The following is a 20,061-nucleotide window of genomic DNA, read 5'->3' as shown; positions in this document are numbered from 1 at the left end:
GAGCAGCGGGGCGCTGGTCCGGTCAGGGAACCTTCGCCGCGGCGGCCCCGGCCTTGCTGCCGGCCACATTCTTGAAGTAGTGCTCCAGGTCCTCCAGGCTTTTGTCCTTGGTCTCGGGCACGTATTTGGCGGCAAAGGCGATTCCGGCAGGATCAGGGAGAAGAGGCCGATGAGCAGCAGCGCCGTCGTGGTTCCCACTCGGCCGGTGATCTTGCTGGATCACCGCGAGGCCCAGGCCCACCACGAAGATCCTGCGGAGCCACGGGATGCCCAGGTCCTTCCATGAACCCATTTTGGACTTGTAGTCCTCCGCGGCCATGGCCTTGACTTCCTCGAACTCCCTGCGGGCTTCCTCCTGCGACCGGATCCGCTGCAGCACGCTGAGCGTCTCGCCGAAGCTGCCGATGGAGGCCAGCCAGCGTGGACTCTCGGGCATGACGTTCATCCCGATCCACAGCGCGATGGCCGGCAGGGTGGCGATGACCAGCATCCAGCGCCAGATGCCGTGCGATTCGCCGAAGGAGTTGCCCAGGTAGGCGTTGAAAATGAAGGCCAGCAACTGCCCGGTGACGATCATGAGTTCGTTCTGGGTGACGATCCGGCCGCGCCGGTCGCGCGGCGATATCTCGGCCAGGTAGACCGGAACGGTAACGGATGCCCCGCCCACGGCAAGCCCCAGGATAAACCGCGCGGCGATTAACACTTCGGTGTTCGGCGCGAAGGTGCAGCCCAGGGTGCCCAGCAGGAAGACGACTGCCAGGACCATGATCATCCCGCGCCTGCCGTTGCGGTCTGCCAGGCGGCCGCCGAACAGGGCGCCAAACGCGGCGCCGAACAACAGGGACGAGGTCACCAGGCCCTCGGTCAGCGGGGTGAGGCCCAGATCCTGCTGCATATAGGGCAGCGCGCCGTTGATTACGCCGGTGTCGTAGCCAAACAGCAGGCCGCCAAAGGTGGAGATGATCGTGGCGGTCCGCAGGGCGCGCTGGTGGTTGCCGGGCTGCTGTATGGTCGTTTTCCCCTCCGTCCCCTTCTCCTGTCCTACTTGTAGAGGTCGGGCTTCGCAGCCAGCTTCACGGCGACCTTTTCGCCGTTCTTCTGCGCCTCGACGCCTGCCTCGCAGCATGCCGCGGTGGCGTACCCGTCCCAGGCGGAGGGGCCACCGATTTCGCCCCTCAGTGCAGCGTCCACCCATGACTGGATTTCGACGTCGTACGCGGCGCCGAAACGCTCTTCGAAGCCTGGGGTGACGCTGCCGCCCCAGCGGCCGGAACTGCGGGTGTAGGGACCCTTGTCGCCGCCGATGCTGACGATGCCGTCCTCGAAGGAGGCCTGGGTGGCCACCTCGTAACCGAATTTGGCGTTGACGTAGATCTCGACGTCCGCCAGGACGCCGGACTCGGTCTCGATCAGGACGTGCTGGGGGTCGTGCTGGCCGTTGGGAGCATTGCGGGTGGGCTTGCCCAGCCGGACCTGGATGCTGGTGATTTCCTCGCCGGTGAAGAACCGGATGGCGTCGAATTCGTGGACCACGGAGTCATTGATGAGCATCTCGTTGGTGAAGCCCTCAGGGGTGTTGGGGTTGCGGTGCTGGTGGTGCAGCATCAGCAGTTCGCCCAGCTCATGGTTGCGGATGATGGAGCGGAGCGCTGCGTATTCGGCGTCGAAGCGGCGCATGAAGCCCACCTGGATGCGCTGGTGGCCCAGCGCCACTTCGGCTTCGACAATCTTCCAGGAGGATTCGGCGTCCGGGGTCAGCGGCTTTTCGCAGAGGATCGGAATGTCCCTGGCGATGGCCTTGAGCAGGATGTCCTGATGCAGGAAGCCCGGGGTGGCGATGAGAACGGCGTTGACGTCGCCGTTGTTGAGGGCTTCGTCAGCGTCGGCCAGGGCGACTGCGCCGGGGATGTCTTCGACGGCGGCCTCGGCGCGGGCGAGGTCGACGTCGACGACGGCGGCCACTTCGGCGCCATGGATCCGCTTGTTGAGGCGCTGGATGTGGTCGGCGCCCATGCGGCCGGCGCCGATGACGGCGACGCGGAGGGTTTCAGTCATTGTTTGGTCCTTTTGGCGTTAGCAGGAAGAGGTCAGTTGACGGCGGTGCGGGAGCCGCAGGTCAGCAGGTAGTTGCGGGTGCGCTTGGCGATCGGCATCGGGACGTCGAAGGCCACCGGGTACATGTCCTGTTCCACGATCCCGAAGATGGGGCGGTTCAGGGCTTCCACGGCCTCGATGACGGCGCGGAGGTCGGGCAGCCCGCTCGGCGGTTCGGTCATGACGCCGGCGAGGTTGGCCGCGGCCCATGTCATGTTTTCCTCGTTGACTCGCCTGAGGATGTCCGGATTGATCTGCTTCAAATGCAGGTAGCCGATGCGGTCAGGGTAGTTCTTGATGAGCTCCAGGCTGGAGGCGCCGCAGTATTCCGCGTGGCCGGTGTCCAGGCAGAGGTTCAGGTACTGCGGATCGGTAGCTCCCAGCAGCGTTTCGATGTCCTCCTGCGCGCCAACGTGGGAGTCAGCGTGGGAGTGGAACTGCTGCTTCAGGCCGAAGTCCTCCAGCAGGGTCTTGCCCAGGCGGTTGTGGCCGGCGAACAGGTCGCTCCAGGCCTTGTCGCTTAGCGTGCCGCTTTCCACGGCCTCGCCGGTGACGTCGTCGCGCCACATGGCCGGAATGACCACGATGTGCCCGCCGCCCATTGCCGCGGTGAGTTCGGCGACCTTGCGGGCCGGCTCCCAGGCGGTCTCCCACTGGTCCACGCCGCGGTGGAAGGCGGTGAACACGGTGCCGGCTGTGACTTTCAGGTCGCGCTGCTTGAGTTCCTCCGCCAGGCGGGCCGGGTCGGTGGGAAGGTAGCCGTACGGGCCAAGTTCGATCCACTTGTAGCCGGACTCGGCCACTTCGTCGAGGAAGCGTTCCCACGGGGTCTGCTTCGGATCGTCCGCAAACCAGACGCCCCAGGAGTCCGGCGCCGTGCCGATGATCAGCTTGTTCTCAGTCATGACAGCGTTGTCTCTCTGGGTGTTAGTTGGACGGGAAGTTGTAGGAGGCTTCGGAGGCGTGGTGGGTTTCGGGCCAGCGGGAGGTGACGACTTTGCCGCGGGTGTAGAAGGAGACGCCTTCGGGGCCGTAGATGTGTTTGTCGCCGAAGAGGGATGCTTTCCAGCCGCCGAAGGAGTGGTAGGCCACGGGGACCGGGAGGGGCACGTTGATGCCGATCATGCCGACGGTGACGGAGCGCTGGAACTTGCGGGCGGCGGCGCCGGAGGAGGTGAAGATGGCGGTGCCGTTGCCGTAGGGGTTGGCGTTGATCAGCTTGATGCCGTCTTCGAGGGTGTCGACGCGGACCACGACGAGGACGGGTCCGAAGATCTCTTCCGTGTAAGCCGTCATTTCGGTCTTGACGTGGTCGATCACGGTAGGCCCCACCCAGAAGCCGTCTTCGTGGCCCGGGACCACCAGGTCGCGGCCGTCCACCACCATGGCGGCGCCGGCGGCCTCGGCTTCGGTGACGATCCGTACGATGCGTTCCTTGGAGGCCGGGGTGATGACCGGGCCCATTTCGGCGTCGGGGGCGGTGCCGTTGTTGACCTTCACGGCCAGGGCGCGTTCTTCGACTTTCTTGACCAGCAGGTCGGCGGCGTCCCCGACGGCGACGGCGACGGAGATCGCCATGCAGCGTTCGCCGGCGGAGCCGAAGGCGGCGGCAGCGAGGTGGTCGGCGGCGTTGTCCAGGTCGGCGTCGGGCAGGATGATGGCGTGGTTCTTCGCCCCGCCCAGGGCCTGGACGCGCTTGCCGTGTTTGGTGGCGGTTTCGTGGACGTACTGCGCGATCGGGGTGGACCCGACGAAGGAGATGCCGTCCACGTCCGGGTGGGTCAGGAGCCCGTCGACGGTTTCCTTGTCGCCGTGCAGGACCTGGAACACGCCGTCGGGCAGGCCGGCTTCCTTCCAGAGCTTGGCCAGCAGCAGGGACGCGGAGGGGTCGCGCTCGGAGGGCTTGAGGATGAAGGCGTTGCCGGTGGCGATCGCCATCGGGGCCATCCACAGCGGCACCATGACCGGGAAGTTGAACGGGGTGATGCCGGCGACCACGCCGAGGGGCTCGCGGAAGTTGAACACGTCGATACCGGTGGAGACCTGGTCCGAGTAGTCGCCCTTGAGCAGGGTGGGGATGCCGCAGGCGTACTCGATGACTTCCAGGCCGCGGCCGATTTCGCCCTTGGCGTCGGAGAGGACCTTGCCGTGCTCGGTCGTGATTAGTTCAGCGAGGTCGTCCACGTGGGCGGCGACGAGTTCGCGGAACTTGAACAAGACGGCGGTGCGCTTGGCCAGGGAGATGTCACCCCAGCTGTCGGCAGCCTTCCGGGCGGCGGCGACGGCGGCGTCAAGGTCGGCGCGGTTGGCCAGGCGCAGCTCGCCGGTCACGGCCCCAGTGGCCGGGTTGTACACAAGGGTGGTGCGGTCGCCAGCGCCGGCGGTTTCGGCGCCGTTGATGAAGTGGTTGATCACGGTGGTCTGGGTATCGGTGGTCTGGGTATCGGTGGTCTGGGTGGTGGCAGTCATGGGGACTCTTCCTTGAGGGGGTGGTGTCTGGAGGAGGGTTAGCCGAGCAGTTTGCGCTGGCGGGACTTGTGGTCGACGTAGGTATGGAAGGCCTGCTTGGTGGAATCCAGTTCGGAGACCTGGGAGACGGGGACGTCCCACCAGGACTCGGAGGATGGTGCGTCCAGGAGCGGGTCGGACTCGACATGGATGAGGATGGGCCCGCTGCCCTCGGGGGCGGCCTTGGCGTCGCGGATGGCCTGTTCCAGTTCGGCGATGACTTTCTCGCCGGGTTCGATCCGGATGACCTTCACGCCCAGGGACTCGGCGTTCAGGGCAAGGTCCACCGGCAGGGTGTCCCCTTCGTCGAAGCTGTGCTGTTCTTCGTCCAGTGCCCGGTAGCGGGTGCCGAAGCGCTGCGAGCCCAGGGATTCGGACAGGGAGCCGATGGAGGCGTATCCATGGTTCTGGATCAGGACCACGATCAGTTTGATGCGTTCGGCGACGGCGGTGACCAGTTCGGTGTGCATCATCAGGTAGGAGCCATCCCCCACCATCACCACGACGTCCCGCTGCTCGCCGCCGCGCGCGGCTTCGGCCAGGGCTGCGCGCTTGACCCCGAGGCCTCCGGGGATTTCGTAGCCCATGCAGGAGTAGGCATATTCGACGTGGTAGCCGAACGGGTCCCGGACACGCCACATCTTGTGCAGGTCCCCGGGCAGGGACCCGGCCGCGCAAATCACCACATCCGCAGCGTCCATGGCCCGGTTGGCGGCGCCGATGATTTCGTTCTGTGCCGGCAGCGGGGTGTAGCGGGTGTCAAAGGCCTCGTCCACAGTGGCGTTCCAGCGCTTTTTCCCGGCGGCGACCTTGTCCTCCAGGTCGGCGCCTACCCGGTAGCCGCCCAGTGCTGCGTTGAGCTTGACCAGTGCCTTGCGGGCGTCGGCGACGATCGGCAGCGTGGTGCCGTGCTTGTACGCGTCGATCGGGGCAACGTTGATGTTGATGAAGCGCACCTCGGGGTTCTGGAACGCTGTGCGTGACGCGGTGGTGAAGTCCTCGTAGCGGGTGCCGATGCCGATGATCAGGTCGGCGTCGGCAGCGATGGCGTTGGCCGCCGTCGTACCGGTGGAGCCGATGGCACCCAGGCTGAACTGGTGGTCCCACGGCAGGACGCCGACGCCGGCCTGCGTGTTGCCTACCGGGATGCCCGTCAGCTGGGCGAGCTTTGCGAGCTCGTCGTTGGCGTAGGCGTAGAGGACGCCGCCGCCGGCGATGATCAGCGGGCGCTTCGCGGCACGGATCGCCGCCGCGGCACGGGCGATGTCGTCGTCGTCGGCCTCCGGGCGGCGGATCCACCACTCCCGCTCGGCCAGGAACTCCGCCGGGACATCGAACGCCTCGGCCTGGACATCCTGCGGCAGCGAAATGGTCACCGCACCGGTCTCCGCCGGATCCGTCAGGACACGCAGGCCGTGGTGGAACGCGGAGAACAGCTGCTCCGGGCGGGTGACCCGGTCAAAGAACTTGGACAGTGGCCGGAACGCGTCATTAACGGTGATGTCGTAGGCGTAGGGCTGTTCGAGCTGCTGCAGCACCGGGTCCGCGGCGCGGGTGGCAAAGGTGTCGCTGGGCAGCAGCAGCACCGGCAGCCGGTTCGTCGTGGCCAAAGCGGCACCGGTCAGCAGGTTGGAGGACCCCGGGCCGATCGAGGTGCTGATGGCGAAGGTCTGGCGGCGGCGGGTATGCCGGGCATACCCCACGGCCTGGTGCGCCTGGGCCTGCTCGTTCCGGCCCTGGTAGTACGGCATGATGGCCGGGTCCAGCTGCTGGTACTGCTTCAGGGCCTGCCCCACACCGGCAACGTTACCGTGCCCGAAAATACCGAACGTGCCGGGGATGAGCCGCTCCCGGTAGTCCACACCGCCCACCTTGTCGACGGTGTATTGCTTGGACAGGTATTCGACGACGGCCTGGGCCACCGTCATCCTGCGCGTTCCTGTTGTGTCCATGGGGAGGCTACTCCGATACTTCCGTGGTGTGGTTCAGGAGCGAAGCGGCGCTGGCGACGGCGCCGGCGACGTCTCCGTCGGCCGGGTACAGGAGCGTCCGGCCAACAGTGAGGCCCTGGACGCCCGGGAGCGCCAGTGCCGCCTGCCAGGACGCAAAGACCTCGTCCTGGGACCCATCCGGGTCTCCGCCCAGCAGGACGGTGGGCATGGTGGTGGCCGCCATGACGCGTTCCATCTCCGCCACGACGGGAAGCTTCATCCAGGTGTAGGCGCTGGTGGAGCCCAGGCCCTCTGCGATGGCGATGGACTTGATCACGGCGTTGGTGGACAGATCGTTGCGGACGCGGCCGTTTTCCCGGACCGACAGGAATGGTTCCACCATGGCAATCAGCTTGCGCTCCGCCAGCGAATCGATGGCCTTGGCGGTCGCTTCCAGGGTGGCCACGGTGTCGGGGTCGCCCAGGCAGATGCGGGTGAGCATCTTGCCGCCGTCAGCACCCAGGGCCTCCAGAGCGGCGGCGGTGTGGCCGGTGAAGCGGTCATCGAACTCGTTGACCAGCCCGGAGAGGCCGCCGCGGTTCATGGAACCGAAGACCAGCTTGCCGTCCAGGGCGCCCAGCAGCAGCAGGTCGTCCATGATGTCCGGGGACGCCAGGACACCGTCGACGGCGGGGTTGGCCAGGGCGATCTGCAGCCGGTCCAGCAGCTGACGCCGGTCAGCCATGGCCACGGGGTCGCTGCCGACGGCAAGGGCGCCGCGGGCGGGGTGGTCGGCGGCGACGATGAAGTTCTGCCGCCCCGACTTCAGGCCGGGGTGGCGCCGGCGGGACTTGGCCGCCCGGGCCACCGCCTCCGGGTCTTCCAGCCGTATAGTGCTCAGGTGCTCATAGCGGCGCGGATCGTCGTCCACAGCGTTGTTGGAAGCAAGAGAGGTGAGGGTCACAGTGCTGCTCCTTCGGGAATCGAGGCGCCCGGAACCGCGCGGCCGCGTTCGGCCAGCAGCGAGGTGACCTCCTCCGGCGTCGGCATGGCATCGGCGCAGGAAAGGCGTGAGGCGACGATGGCGCCGGCGGCGTTGGCGTAGTCCAGGACCTGTGCCAGCGGCCAGCCGGAGAGGAGTCCGTGGCAGAAGGCGCCGCCAAAGGAGTCGCCGGCACCCAAGCCGTTGAGGGTTTCCACCGGGACGGGCGCGGAGACCACGCGTTCGGTGCGGGTCTTGGCCATCACGCCTTCGGGGCCGAGCTTGACGACGGCGATTTCCACGCCGGCAGCGAGCAGGCGGTCCGCCTGCTCATCAGGGCTTCCCTCGCCGACTGCCACGGCACATTCCTTGTCGTTGCCGATCGCGACCGTGACGTGCGGCAGGACCTTGGCAACCTCGGCCCGGGCCTCTTCCTCGGAAGCCCAGAACATCGGCCGGTAATCCAGGTCCAGGATGGTGAACTGGCCCTCAGCCAGCCCGGTCCGCGGCCGCGCCTCATGCGCGGCAATGTGCGCTGATCGGGAGGGCTCCTGGCACAGGCCGGTCACCGTGGACCAAAAGATCCCGGCCTCACGGATGGCGTCCAGGTCCAGCTCTTCAGCCTTGATCTGCAGGTCCGGCGCCGTGGGGAACCGGCCGTAGAAGTACAGCGGGAACTCGTCCGTGGCCGGCTTGATCGCGCAGAAGGTCACCGCCGTGGGCCAATCCTTCACCGGGGTAACAAAGGCGTCATCGACGTTGAACTTTTGCAGTTCGCGGTGCAGGTAGGCGCCGAACGGATCATCCCCGGTCCGGGTAATGACCCCGGTGCGGCGTCCGTGGCGGGCGGCGGCAACCGCGACGTTGGACGGTGAACCGCCAAGGTATTTGCCGAAGGAATCAACGTCCTCCAGGCCAACCCCGATGTCGTTCGGGTAGATATCAACGCTGATGCGCCCGATCGTAAGAAGCTCGTGGGTCACGGGAATCGTGGACCTTTCTGGTGTGGAACGCGGATCCTTCGAGGGGCAGGAGTTCCGGGACTGGCAGGCCGTGGCGTGGGCCACAGGCACTACTTTGCCTTAGATCCAATGTCCTGTCAAAGGTTTGTACTGACATACTTACAACTGAAGCTGCCGGGCGCCGCGGTCCCAATATTTCGGGTGCCGGAACTACTTTTTAGCGACGGCCAACTCTCCCGTGCGTACTGCGCGCAGCCGAAGTCGAAGGACCAGCCACCGGGCACTGTTTCCACGTAACCGGAATCCCTGAAGACCCGGGTCTTGAATCGTCACCCTGGGACTCTTATGCTTAAACAACCTAAAGGTTGATAAACCTGGAGGTTGATTAGAAACGGGCAGGCAATGAACCCTGAAAGTGCGGCATTGGACTCGGCCTTCATGGCCCTGGCAGATCCCGTGCGGAGAAGCATCATCGCCCGGCTCAGCCGGGGCCCGGCAACAGTGAACGAATTGGCAGAACCGTTCGAGATCTCCAAGCAGGCGGTCTCGAAACACATCCAGGTACTCGAGCAGGCCGCGCTGGTGACCCGAAGCAGGGATGCACAGCGCAGGCCCGTCCACCTGAACCCGGCGCGGCTCGAGGAGCTGACCGCCTGGATTGACCGGTACCGGTTGGTCCGCGAAGGCCAGTTCCGCAGCCTCGACGCCGTTCTTAGGTCAAACGCTGCGGACAGCGGCGAAAAATCCTCCAAGGAGTCATGATGAGCAATTCCCTGAAACTCAGCGTTCCTGAGGGCGTCCCCTTCATCGATTACGAGCGCGAGTTTGATTTCCCGGTGGCGGACGTGTTCCGCGCCCACAAAGAACCGGACCTGATTGTCCAGTGGCTGGGCCCGCGGGGCTTGAAAATGGAGATCGACCACTACGATTTCCGCACCGGCGGCAGCTACCGCTACCTGCACACAGGACCGGACGGTGTGGCCTACGAGTTCAAGGGCATCTTCCACACCGTCCGGGACAACGAATTCGCCATCCAGACCTTTGAGTTCGGCGGATACCCGGATGTGGTCAGCCTGGACTTCATGACGTTTGAGGACCTGGGCAACGGAAGGACCCGGTTGCGGGGCCACTCCGTCTACCCAAGCCAGGAGGCGCGCGACGGCATGGCCCAGTCCGGGATGGAGGGCGGCCTGAGCGAGGGCTACGAGCGGCTGGAGGAATTGCTGGCCGGGGCGCGGGTCTGAGCCAGGGCGAGGGCTTCGTCCAGCACGCGGCCAAGGTTGGCGGCGTCGTGCGCAAAACGGCCCAGGAAGAGTCCGTCCGCTGCGGGAAGCTGCGGCAGCAGCCCTGGCCCGGCACTGCCGCCATAAATCAGGGGGCAGTCCGGGCCCAGTGCGGCCCGGAGCAGGGTCAACACGGAGTTGATGTGCTGCGGCGGGGCGGGTGCAGGAGCACCGATAGCCCATACGGGTTCATAGGCCAGGACCAGGCAGCTTAGGAGGCTGGCGTCACCGCCAGTAGCGGCGTGGACCTGCCGCACGCAAAAGTCGGCGGCAGCACCGGCGTCGAGCCTGTCCGGCTCACCGATGCAAAGCAGCGGGGTAAGGGAACTGTCGACGGCGGCACGCACCTTGCGTGCCACCACGGCGTCGTCCTCGGCGAACAGGCTGCGGCGTTCCGCGTGGCCGATCTCGACGAGCTGGACGCCCAGTTCGGCCAGCATGCCGGGGCTGACTTCCCCGGTGAGGGGCCCGTCCCCCCAGGCGCAGTTCTGGGCGCCGAGCAGGACGGGTGAGCCGGCCAGGATCCGTGTGGCCGGCTCCAGGACGGGGAAGGAAGGGATGACGAAGACCCGGACCGGTGCGTCCTTGGCGGAATGCGCACCCAGCCCGGGCCTTTCGTCCACAACGGAGCGCACCTCCGACAGCCAGCGCAGGCTTGCCTGGTAACCCAGGTACATTTTGGTGCTGACGCCGATGTGGACGGTGCCGTTGCCTGTGCTGCTGCCGGAGGTGCGCATGAAGTTCCTTGCGGTGTGTTGTGACGGGCTCAGTCGAGCAGGTCGTCGGCCTTGTTCTTGAACCGCTTGGTGGCGTACATCATTGCGGCGGCCACGAAGGGCAGGACGCCCAGGGCGTACACACCCATGGATCCGGTGGGCGAGTGCGTGGCCTCGTTGACGGCGGTCCGCAGGATCGGGGCCACAAAGCCGCCCAGGTTGCCCAGCGAGTTGATCAGGCCGATGCCGGCAGCTGCTGCGGATCCGGCGAGGAACGCGGTTGGGTAGGACCAGACCACCGGACCGACGGCGAGGAAGCTGCAGACTGCCAGGGTTATGAAGATCATGCCCAGGACCGGCTGGTGGTTGGTTCCCGCCCAGGCCGAGCCGAAGATGCACAGGCCGGTGGAGAGAAACAGGATGGTGCCGAACTTCCGCCGCTTGGCAACGGTGTTAGCCGCCCGGCCGATGAAGTAGCAGGAGAAGATGCCGAAGAACCACGGGACCGCGATCAGCAGGCCGACGGCGAGGCCCACTTTCTGCCCGGTCAGGGACGACACCTGCTGCGGCAGGAAGAACGTCACGCCGTAGACGGCGATCTGCAGGCAGAAGTAGATGGCGGTGAAGTACCAGACCCGGCCGTTGCGCATGGCGGCGAGGATGCCGCGGGGGCCGGTCTGGTCCTTGATGTTGTCTTCCAGTGCCATGACTTCCTTGAGCGCGTACTTCTCCTCCCGGCTGAGGAACTTGGCCTTTTCAGGACCGTTGATCAGGAAGAAGAAGGCGGCGATGCCGGCCAGGACTGCGAGCAGGCCCTCGACGAAGAACATGACCTGCCAGCCGCGCAGGCCCGGCACCTGGTCGCCGATGTTGATCAGCCAGCCGGAGAGGGGGTTGCCGATCATCTGGGAGAACGGCTGGGCCAGGTAGAAGATGGCGAACATCTGGACGCGCACCTTGTTGGGGAACCATTCGGCCAGGTACATGATCACGCCGGGGAACAGGCCGGCCTCGGTCACGCCGAGGAGGAAACGCAGGATCACGAACGAGGTCTCGCCCTGGACGAAGGCGAAGCACGCCGAAACGATGCCCCAGGTGATGGCGATGCGCGCCAGCCAGATCTTGGCGCCGACCTTCTTGAGCAGCAGGTTGCTGGGGATCTCGAAGATCGCGTAGCCAATGAAGAAGATGCCGGCGCCCAGGGCGAAGGCTGCGGCGGACACTCCTTTGTCCGCCCCGAGGGCCGCCTCGGCAAAGCCGACGTTGGTGCGGTCCAGGAACGAAACGACGTACAGGATGACCAGCATCGGCATGAGCCGGCGGGCCGCCTTGAAGATCGCGGACTTCAGGACCGGACGGGCCAGAAGTTCCTTGGATGTTGCGGTGGTTTCGGACACAACACTCTCCTTCGAGTGGTGACGTGGTGGTTTCCGCGGGCCGGCGGCCCGCATGTTGGTGGTGGCTCCGGTCTTCGTGATGCGAAGGGAAACGGAGGCCGTCAGTGCATGTACAGTCCGCCGTCGACGTTCAGCGTCTGGCCGGAGATATACCCGGCGTCCTCGCCAATCAGGAAATGGATGGCGGCAGCGATGTCGCGCGTGTTGCCCACGCGGTTCACCACCAGGTCCTTGACCAGCTCGTCCTTGCGTTCCTCGCTCAGGGTGCCGCCCATGATGTCGGTGTCGATCGGCCCGGGCGAGATGGCGTTGACAGTGATGTCGTACTCCCCCAGTTCACGGGCGGTGGCGCGGGTCAGGCCGATGACGCCGGCCTTGGCCACGGAGTACGGGGTCTTGCTGAAGGTTCCGCCACCGCGCTGGGCGGAGACGGAGGAAATGTTCACAATCCGGCCCAGCTGGTTCTTGACCATCGATTCGGCGGCACGGCGGGTGGCGTAGTGGACGCCGTTCAAGTTGATGCTGAGTACCCGGTCCCATTCGGCGGCGTCCAGTTCCAGGTACGGCACCGGGGAGCTGACGCCCGCGATGTTGGCCAGGGCCACCAGCTGCGGAAGTTCGGCCTCGATCTCGTCGATGGCCGCCCGGACCGACGCTTCGTTGCTGACGTCTGCGCCTGCTCCGTGGGCCTTGATTCCGTACTTTTCGGCCAGCTCCTTGGCCACGGCCTTGGTGGCGGCGTCATCGATGTCGATCACGCCGATGTTCCAGCCGCGCTCTGCCAGGTAGTCTGCGGTGGCCCGGCCGATGCCGCGTTCGGAGACAGCGCCGGTAACGATCACCGTGCGGTCTGTGGGAAATGCTGTCATGGAGGTGTTCCTTCGGATCAGGAAAGCGGGGCAGGGCCCAGCTCTTCGATGAGCTTCTGCATGGCGACGTACGCCTTGTTCCGGTAGGCAACCAGGGCTGCGGTCCGGTCTGCGGGGACGTCAAGGAAGCCGGAACCGGTCTTGGTGCCCAGCTGGCCGGCGTCGACCTTTTCCTGCAGGATCTTGGGGGTGGCGAACCGCTCCGGGAACCCGGTCTGGAGGGACTTGTAGCAGAACGCATATACGTCCAGGCCCGCCATGTCGGCGATCGCAAACGGCCCGAAGAACGGCAGCCGGAAGCCGAAGGTGGTGCGCACCAGGGTGTCCACGTCCTCCGCGGTGGCGATGCCTTCCTCCACCACTTGGGCTGCCTCGTGGAACAGGGCGTACTGGAGCCGGTTGAGCACGAAGCCGGTCACGTCCTTGACGGTGGCTGTTTCCTTGCCGGTCTCCCCCACAATGGTGCGGGCCGCCTGGATGGTGGCCTCGGAGGTGCCCTCGTGCGGGATGACTTCCACGCCGGGAATGAATGGTGCCGGGTTGGAGAAGTGGACGCCCAGGAAGCGGTCCGGGTTGTCCACCACCTCGGCCAGCTTGGCGATGGAAATGGTGGAGGTGTTGGAACCAATGATGGCCTCGGGGCGGGCGGCGGCGCTGATCCTGCCCAGGGTGGCGTGCTTGATCTCCAGGATTTCCGGCACTGCCTCCTCGATGTACTCGGCGCCGGCCACGGCTTCTTCGATGTCCTTGGCTGCCCAGAGGTTTTCCTTGAGCAGGTCGGTGGCGTTGGCCGGGAACAGGCCGGCGGCGACGAACTCGTCGGACTCCTTCAGGAGCCGCTCGTAGTTGCTTTGCGCGATTTCAGCGGAGACGTCGGCGAGTGCCACGCGGGCTCCTGCGAGTGCCAGGACCTGGGCGATCCCGCCGCCCATATAGCCTGAGCCGACGACGGCGATGTTGCGGTTGCTCATTTGTCTTCAAGTCCTTCCGACGCGTCCTCGTAGGAGGAGATTGCGTCTACTTTGGCCGCGGATGCGGAGTTTTCATCGAAGCGGTGGTCAAGCCACTCGCCCACCAGTTTCTTGGCCAGTTCCAGGCCGATGACGCGCTGGCCCATGGTCAGCACCTGGGCGTTGTTGGACAGCACGGAACGCTCCACGGAGTAGCTGTCGTGTGCGGTGACGGCCCGGATGCCGGGAACCTTGTTGGCCGAGATGGCCACGCCGAGGCCGGTTCCGCAGATCAGCAGGGCACGGTCCGCCTCTCCGGCTGCGACCTTGCGGGCTGCGGCGACGGCAAGGTGCGGATAGGCAGTAGCGTCGTCGGCGCCCACGCCCACGTCCTCCACCGAGGCGACCCGGGGGTCTGCCTCCAGCATCTCGCGCAGCGCGTTCTTGTATTCGACGCCGGCTTCGTCATTGCCGACGACGATGCGCCAGCCTTGCTGGGTGTGTTCGGTCATGCGATTCTCCTTAGTGGCTTTCGATGGTGGCGGCGTACTCGGCCACCCTGCGGGCAATGAGGCCGAACGAAACGGCGCCGGGATCCGGGTGGCCCAGGCTCTTCTCGGCCAACGGGCGCGCCCGGCCTTTCCTGGGGCTGAGTCCGGCAGTCGCGTCAGCGGCCTCGGCGGCGGCCTCCGCTGCCGCACGAAGGCTGCCGGCCAGGCTGCCGCCGTCGTCAATTGCTTTGGTGAAGGTCTCGGCGAACGGAAGGAGCGCGTCCACCATGGTCTTGTCTCCCGCCTCGGCCTTGCCCAAGGTGACAATGGCGTCGCGGAGGGCATTGACGGCCGCCGCTGCGTCGGCCGCGGTGTAGGCGTCCTTGCTGCCCAGAGTCCTGCCGACGGCGGTGACCGCCGCGCCCCAAAGGGCCCCGGAGGTACCGCCGGCACGCTCGGCCCACTGCTCCCCCGCCGCCGCGAGCACTTCCTCCAGGCCGGCACCGCCGGCATGGGACTTCTCCGCGGCGGCAACGGCAGCATCCACTCCGCGGCGCATTCCGATGCCGTGGTCGCCGTCCCCGGCGATGGCATCCAGCTTCCCGAGTGCCTCCTCGTGTTCGACGACGACGGACCGGGCTTCCTTCAACACTCCCACCGCCGTGGCAGCCAGCGCGGTGGACGCCGGCGTGGCGGCCAGCCCCGGCATCGTGGCCGCCTCGGCCAGGGACTCGACGGCCCGGGCCCGGCGCGGGGCCAGGTTGCCCTTGCGGAAGGCGGGGGTGTCAGCCGGCGCGGCCCAGAACTTCTCCAGTTCCGCATCCAGCCAGAACAGCGTCAATGACAGGCCGGACATGTCCAGGCTGGTCACCAGTTCACCGCACTCCGGCTCAACGATCTCGAGTCCGGCAGCGGTGAGCAGGGCCTCGATCTTGCCGAACAACAGGAAGAGTTCGTCGTACTTGACTGTTCCCAGTCCGTTGAGGATGGGCACTACCCGGTGGCCTGCGGTTTCCGGCTTGTCCTTCAAAAGCCCGTCCACCAGCAGCTTGGCCAGTTCACTGGCACTGGGCAGGGGCAGGTCTGAAATCCCCGGTTCGCCGTGAATGCCCAGTCCCACGGACATCATGCCTTCCGGCACGGTGAAGAGGGGCTCGGATGCTCCGGGGAGGGTGCAGCCGGCGAACGCCACGCCCAGCGAACGGGTGTGGTGGTTGGCCTTGATGGCAAGCCGCTCCACCTCATCCAGGTCCAGCCCGGCCTCTGCCGCCGCGCCGGCAACCTTGAAGACCGTCAGGTCGCCGGCGATGCCGCGGCGCTTGCCGATCTCCTCGAGGGGCGCGCTGGCGATGTCGTCAGTCACCAGGACGGTGCGGGTTTCGATGCCCTCAGCGTTCAGCTTCTCCTGGGCCTGGCCGAAGTGGAGCACATCGCCGGCGTAGTTGCCGTAGCTCAGGAGGACGCCGCCGCCGGTCTGGGATGCCTTGGCCACGCGGTACACCTGCCCGGCGGAGGGGGAAGCGAACATGTTGCCGCAGGCGCTTCCGGCGGCGAGCCCTGCCCCCACCAGGCCGGCGAAGGCGGGGTAATGGCCGGAACCGCCGCCAATGACCACTGCCACCTGGCCCTCTGGTGTTTCGGTGGAACGGACAACGCCGCCGTCGACTCGCGCCACATACTTGCGGTTGGCGGCCACGAAACCGTCGAGGGCGTCGTCTGCGAACTGCGCTGGATCGTCAAATATCTTTGTCATGATTCCTCGTTGAACCGGTTGGATCGGTTGGGAAGCCTGCCGTGGCTTAGCGTGCGGGGACAGCCGCCGGGGCCTGCCGGCCCTGCGCTACCATGCTGGTGCCCAGGGTGTAGCCATCGCGCTTGGGCAGGACCTGGCGGCGCAGGTAGTCCTGGTTGGCGGCGGTGACGCTCAGGCCGTCGCCGCCGTAGTGCTCGGTGCAGATGATGCCCTGGAAGCCCACCGAGATGGCGAACTGGAAGGCCTCGCGGTAGCTGATGAGGCCGGATTCCATGGGCGCCGGCATGGCGACGTAGTGGTTCCGGGCCTGGTCCTCGTCGCGGATGTAGTTCTTGACGTGCCAGTAGTTGGAGTAGGGCAGCGTCTTGTGCACCAGTTCGCGCCAGTCTTCGATGGGGCGGTGCAGGCGGATCAGGTTGCCCAGGTCGGGGTTCAGTCCAACGTTGGGCAGGTCGACGTCCTGGACGAGCTGCACGGAGGAGTCAGCAGTGCCGAGGTACGTGTCCTCGTACATCTCCAGGGACACCAGGAGGCCGAGTTCAGCGGCGTGCTTGCCGACCTCCCGGATGCGGGTGACGGCGTTGTTCCAGGTTTCCTTGTCCGCTACCGGGTCCTTGTGGCCTTCAACGGTCCAGAACCAGAGCTGTTTCTGCTGCTCCGGGGTGATGGCCTGGTGCAGGCCGATGGAGACGACCTCGCAACCGAGCTGCGCAGCGGCGTCGATGGTCCGGTGGGTGTAGGCCAGGTTTTCCTCCCACTTGCCTTCCTCAATCACGCTGCGGCGGATGGCGGAGATGGAGGGAAGCCCGAGGCCGGCGGCACTGGCCGCGGCCTTCAGTTCGTCCAGACGGGCGCTTGAGAGATCGCCCGGGCGCACCCAGCTGTCGGTGAGGTCGGCGTTGCTGAAGCCGGCGTCTGCGACTTCTTCAAAGACCTGCTGCCAGTCGCTGGCGGGGGCCTCCTGGGCGGTGGTCCCGTCCGGCCTTGTTCCCGGGAACTGCAGCAGGGCAGCAGCGATGGGCCAGTTTTCAGCGGTGTACGGCATTGTCACTCCAAATTTAGGATCGCATTTCCTATAGGATCTACGCTATTCGAGACCCTGTCAAGGGCCTCTCTGTTCCTCCCGGGCGGAGGTTGGTGAAAAAGTCGGGCCATATTGGGCCCATGGGCGTGCGTGCTAGCTGCGCACTTCGCTGTCGTGCTGCGAGCGCTGCTTGACGCCTTCGATGTGGTCGATCATTTTCTGCCGGGCAAGATCGGCGTCGCCGGTCTCGAAGGCTTTGAGGATCTCGGTGTGCTCGGCAATGGCGTAGTCGGCATCGGTCACGCCCAGGCCGCCAAAGAAGCGGAAGCGCTGCACCTGCCCACCCAGGGCGTTGTATGCGGACAGCAGGAACTGGTTGTCAGCGGACTCGGCGATGAGCCGGTGGAACCGTTCATCGGCTTCCCAGTAGGCGCGGAACTCCGTGAAGGATGGACCGCGCGGGGCTGCCTTGAGGTCCTCGATGGCCTGCTCCAGCTGCCCGGTCAGTTCCGGGTCAGCATGCTTGCAGGCCATGAAGGCATTGGCCGGTTCGATCACCAGGCGGGCGTCCATCAGGTCGGCCAGTTCTTCCGGGGAGAACAGCGGTGCCACACGGTAGCCGCGCAGGGCCATCCTCCGCACCATCCCGGTCGCTTCCAGCCGGGCGAGCGCTTCGCGCACCGGCGTCGGGGAAACCTCCAGCTCCCTGGCCATCCCGTCGATGCTGACCGGGGTTCCCGCCTCCAGCCGGCCGTCCATCAGGGCAACAAGAAGCGCTTCGTAAACGTGGTCGGCGAGGACCTGCCTGCTCACGCCGCCGGAGGCCTGGTTCTTGGTTGCCATGTAGAAATCCTATAGCCGGAAAATGTGCGGGAGCGCGTGGGATGGGGTGTCCCAGGACACGTCCCGCTGGTGCCGTACGGCCGGCAGGCAGCACTGCACCAGCGGAAACCGGTGGTCAGGAAACCTGCAGGCCGCCGTTGATGTCGTAGGTGGCGGCAGTAATGTAGCCGGCGTCCTCGCTGAGCAGGAATGCGATCAGCGCCGCCACTTCCTCCCGGGTTCCCACCCGACCCATCATGATGCCCTCGGACATCTGAGCCTTGCGCTCGTCCGTCAACGTTCCGCCCATGATGTCAGTGTCGATCGGACCGGGGGCGATGGCGTTCACGGTGATGTTGTGTTCACCCACTTCACGGGCCAGCGCACGGGTGAAACCGATGATGCCGGCTTTCGAGGCGCTGTAGGCCACCTTGGAGTAGGTGCCGCCGCCACGCTGGGCCGAGATGGAGGAGATGCTGACGATCCTCCCGAGTTCGCGCTCGATCATGCCCCTGAGGACCCGCTGGGAAACAAGGAAGGTGCCGCGCATGTTGATGGCGAAGACCTTGTCCCATTCCGCCACCGTGGTCTCCATGAAGGGGGTGGGTGAGCTGATTCCGGCCAGGTTGACCAGTCCGACGATGGGCGGAAGCGCCTCCTCAATTTCCGTGATGGCGCGGTCAACCGATGCCTCGTCGGAGACGTCGGCGCCCACGCCGATGGCCTTGACGGCACGGCTGGAGCCGATTTCGGCAGCCGCGGCCTTCGCGTCTTCGGCATTGATGTCCAGGATGGCGATGGACCAGCCCTCGCTGGCCAGCCGGTCAGCGGTTGCCCGGCCAATGCCGCGGGCAGACGCTGCCCCGGTGAGGACAGCGGTGCGCTCTGCGGGGAAGGTGTGCTGTGTAGTCATTGATGCGTCCTAGTGGGTTTCGGCGGCAGGAACTGTGACCCCGGGGGCGGAGACACCCTCCGGCCGCTTGCGTGCGTAAAGGTAGGTGGCGGCGGCGGTCACGGCGAGGCAGGCGGCCAGGAAGACCAGCCCGCTCTGGCTGTTTCCGGTGGCGTCCTTGAGGATGCCCACGATGTAGGGCGCCACGAAGCCGCCCAGGTTGCCAAGGGAGTTGACCATGGCGAGGCCGGCAGCCGCTGCAGCACCGGTGAGGGCTGCGGAGGGCATGGCAAGGAACGGCGCGATGGCGGAGTAGATGCCCATGGCCGCAAGGGTAAGGAACACCATGGCGAGCACCGCATTGACCGGCAGCAGGTAGCCTGCGCCCAGGAGGCCGACGGCGGCGAGCACCATGCTCATGCTGGCATGCCATACCCGGTTGCCGGTGCGGTCCGAGCGCTTGCTCCAGAAGTAGACGAAGACGGCAGCGATGGCGTACGGGATAAAGACGATGAAGCCCACCTGGGTCGAGTCGAACTTGCCCAGCGCCTTGACGATGGTGGGCAGCCAGAGGCCCAGGCCGTAGATGCCGCATACCAGGCCGAAGTACAGGGCGGAGTATGCGATGGTGCGGGGGTCCTTCAATCCGGCAAGGAAGTTGTGGTTGCCGGACTTCTGCTTGTGGGCCAGTTCGGCGCGCATGGTGTTGGAGAGCCACTCACGCTCTTCCGGCTTGAGCCACTTGGCGTGTTCGGGCCGGTCCGTCATGACGAAGGGGGTGATGATGCCCAACAGGATGGCGGGAATGCCTTCCAGGATGTAGAGCCACTGCCAGCCGTGCAGGCCTGCCACGCCCTCCAGGTTCAGGAGCATGCCGGACACCGGGGCGCCGAGGGCGTTGGAGATGGGCTGGGCCAGGATGAAGATGCCCAGCACCGTCACGCGCTGCGCCGCGGGGAACCACAGGGTCAGGTAGAAGAGGATGGCCGGGAAGAAGCCTGCCTCGGCGGCACCGAGGAGGAAGCGGATGATGTAGAACGACGCTTCACCGTTCACCAGGAACATGGCGGTGGCAAAGATGCCCCAGCTGATGAGGATGCGGGCGATCCACTTGCGGGCGCCATAGCGGTACATGCCGCCGTTCGACGGGATCTCAAGCAGTGCGTAGCCGAGGAAGAAGATGCCGGCGCCCAGGCCGTAGGCGGCCTCGGTCAGTCCGATGTCCCCCTGCATGCCGAGCTTGGCGAAACCAACGTTGTTCCGGTCCAGGTAGGCAATGAAGTACAGGAGGACGATCAGGGGCATGAGCCTCCGACGAACCTTGCGGAGGGTGGTCTCGCCCAACTCGCTGAGAGCGGGGGCAGCAGCACGGGAGGTCATCGCAGGC

The 20,061-nt window shown here is 66.1% G+C and carries 19 protein-coding genes; 2 read left to right on the top strand and 17 right to left on the bottom strand.

The annotated features are described in order from the left end of the window. Positions 1-22: 22 nt before the first annotated feature. From LDO14_RS04375 to iolC, 7 genes are read right to left on the bottom strand one after another with little or no spacing between them, the layout of a single operon-like run. Positions 23-1,126, bottom strand: a complete 1,104-nt coding sequence (locus tag LDO14_RS04375; protein ID WP_276573329.1) for an MFS transporter — start codon at positions 1,124-1,126, stop codon at positions 23-25. After that, complete coding sequence (locus tag LDO14_RS04370) at positions 1,042-2,055, bottom strand: Gfo/Idh/MocA family oxidoreductase (RefSeq protein WP_018769591.1); 1,014 nt, start codon at positions 2,053-2,055, stop codon at positions 1,042-1,044. The genes LDO14_RS04375 and LDO14_RS04370 overlap by 85 nt, the downstream gene beginning before the upstream one ends. Positions 2,056-2,087: 32 nt before the next feature. Continuing rightward, on the bottom strand, positions 2,088-2,999 hold the full coding sequence (locus LDO14_RS04365; RefSeq protein WP_223993925.1) for a sugar phosphate isomerase/epimerase: 912 nt from the start codon (positions 2,997-2,999) through the stop codon (positions 2,088-2,090). Positions 3,000-3,021: 22 nt separating this feature from the next. After that, positions 3,022-4,563, bottom strand: a complete 1,542-nt coding sequence (locus LDO14_RS04360) for a CoA-acylating methylmalonate-semialdehyde dehydrogenase (RefSeq protein ID WP_223993924.1) — start codon at positions 4,561-4,563, stop codon at positions 3,022-3,024. Positions 4,564-4,601: 38 nt separating this feature from the next. Beyond that, positions 4,602-6,530, bottom strand: coding sequence for a 3D-(3,5/4)-trihydroxycyclohexane-1,2-dione acylhydrolase (decyclizing) (gene iolD / locus LDO14_RS04355; RefSeq protein ID WP_223995115.1), 1,929 nt, complete (start codon positions 6,528-6,530; stop codon positions 4,602-4,604). A 31-nt stretch (positions 6,531-6,561) separates the two neighbouring features. Beyond that, positions 6,562-7,497, bottom strand: coding sequence for a deoxyribose-phosphate aldolase (locus tag LDO14_RS04350; RefSeq protein WP_223993922.1), 936 nt, complete (start codon positions 7,495-7,497; stop codon positions 6,562-6,564). Beyond that, positions 7,494-8,498 (bottom strand): 5-dehydro-2-deoxygluconokinase, encoded by a 1,005-nt coding sequence (iolC, locus tag LDO14_RS04345; protein WP_223993920.1) that lies wholly within the window; start codon positions 8,496-8,498, stop codon positions 7,494-7,496. Before iolC ends, LDO14_RS04350 begins: the two co-directional genes overlap by 4 nt. Positions 8,499-8,879: 381 nt before the next feature. Between iolC and LDO14_RS04340 the strand changes: the two genes are divergently transcribed. Further along, a complete protein-coding gene (locus LDO14_RS04340; protein ID WP_056389079.1) occupies positions 8,880-9,239 on the top strand; it encodes a metalloregulator ArsR/SmtB family transcription factor in 360 nt (119 codons plus the stop codon). Further along, on the top strand, positions 9,239-9,721 hold the full coding sequence (locus LDO14_RS04335) for an SRPBCC family protein (protein WP_018769584.1): 483 nt from the start codon (positions 9,239-9,241) through the stop codon (positions 9,719-9,721). The genes LDO14_RS04340 and LDO14_RS04335 overlap by 1 nt, the downstream gene beginning before the upstream one ends. Here LDO14_RS04335 and LDO14_RS04330 read toward each other — a convergent pair. The 10 genes from LDO14_RS04330 to LDO14_RS04285 form a co-directional block, all read right to left on the bottom strand. Continuing rightward, positions 9,679-10,497, bottom strand: coding sequence for a triose-phosphate isomerase family protein (locus tag LDO14_RS04330; protein ID WP_134165628.1), 819 nt, complete (start codon positions 10,495-10,497; stop codon positions 9,679-9,681). The genes LDO14_RS04335 and LDO14_RS04330 overlap by 43 nt on opposite strands. Positions 10,498-10,526: 29 nt before the next feature. Continuing rightward, positions 10,527-11,873 (bottom strand): MFS transporter, encoded by a 1,347-nt coding sequence (locus tag LDO14_RS04325; protein WP_018769582.1) that lies wholly within the window; start codon positions 11,871-11,873, stop codon positions 10,527-10,529. Between the two features lie 101 nt (positions 11,874-11,974). Further along, complete coding sequence (locus LDO14_RS04320; protein ID WP_018769581.1) at positions 11,975-12,742, bottom strand: SDR family NAD(P)-dependent oxidoreductase; 768 nt, start codon at positions 12,740-12,742, stop codon at positions 11,975-11,977. Between the two features lie 17 nt (positions 12,743-12,759). Continuing rightward, a complete protein-coding gene (locus tag LDO14_RS04315; protein ID WP_223993918.1) occupies positions 12,760-13,713 on the bottom strand; it encodes a 3-hydroxyacyl-CoA dehydrogenase family protein in 954 nt (317 codons plus the stop codon). Beyond that, the gene (locus LDO14_RS04310; protein ID WP_018769579.1) at positions 13,710-14,204 is read right to left on the bottom strand and encodes a ribose-5-phosphate isomerase; all 495 of its coding nucleotides are present in this window, start codon (positions 14,202-14,204) and stop codon (positions 13,710-13,712) included. Before LDO14_RS04310 ends, LDO14_RS04315 begins: the two co-directional genes overlap by 4 nt. 10 nt (positions 14,205-14,214) lie before the next feature. After that, a complete protein-coding gene (gene dhaL / locus LDO14_RS04305; protein ID WP_223993916.1) occupies positions 14,215-15,936 on the bottom strand; it encodes a dihydroxyacetone kinase subunit DhaL in 1,722 nt (573 codons plus the stop codon). A 46-nt stretch (positions 15,937-15,982) separates the two neighbouring features. Beyond that, on the bottom strand, positions 15,983-16,981 hold the full coding sequence (locus LDO14_RS04300; protein WP_018769577.1) for a sugar phosphate isomerase/epimerase family protein: 999 nt from the start codon (positions 16,979-16,981) through the stop codon (positions 15,983-15,985). A gap of 132 nt (positions 16,982-17,113) precedes the next feature. After that, entirely contained in the window at positions 17,114-17,803 is a 690-nt protein-coding gene (locus LDO14_RS04295; RefSeq protein WP_223993914.1) for a GntR family transcriptional regulator, read from the bottom strand. A 115-nt stretch (positions 17,804-17,918) separates the two neighbouring features. After that, positions 17,919-18,695, bottom strand: a complete 777-nt coding sequence (locus LDO14_RS04290; protein ID WP_223993912.1) for an SDR family NAD(P)-dependent oxidoreductase — start codon at positions 18,693-18,695, stop codon at positions 17,919-17,921. 9 nt (positions 18,696-18,704) lie between these two features. Beyond that, on the bottom strand, positions 18,705-20,054 hold the full coding sequence (locus LDO14_RS04285) for an MFS transporter (protein ID WP_223993910.1): 1,350 nt from the start codon (positions 20,052-20,054) through the stop codon (positions 18,705-18,707). Positions 20,055-20,061 lie beyond the last annotated feature (7 nt).

This window comes from Arthrobacter sp. NicSoilB11 (assembly GCF_019977375.1).
Classification (GTDB): Bacteria; Actinomycetota; Actinomycetes; order Actinomycetales; family Micrococcaceae; genus Arthrobacter.
This window is presented reverse-complemented; position numbering and strand designations above follow the sequence as displayed.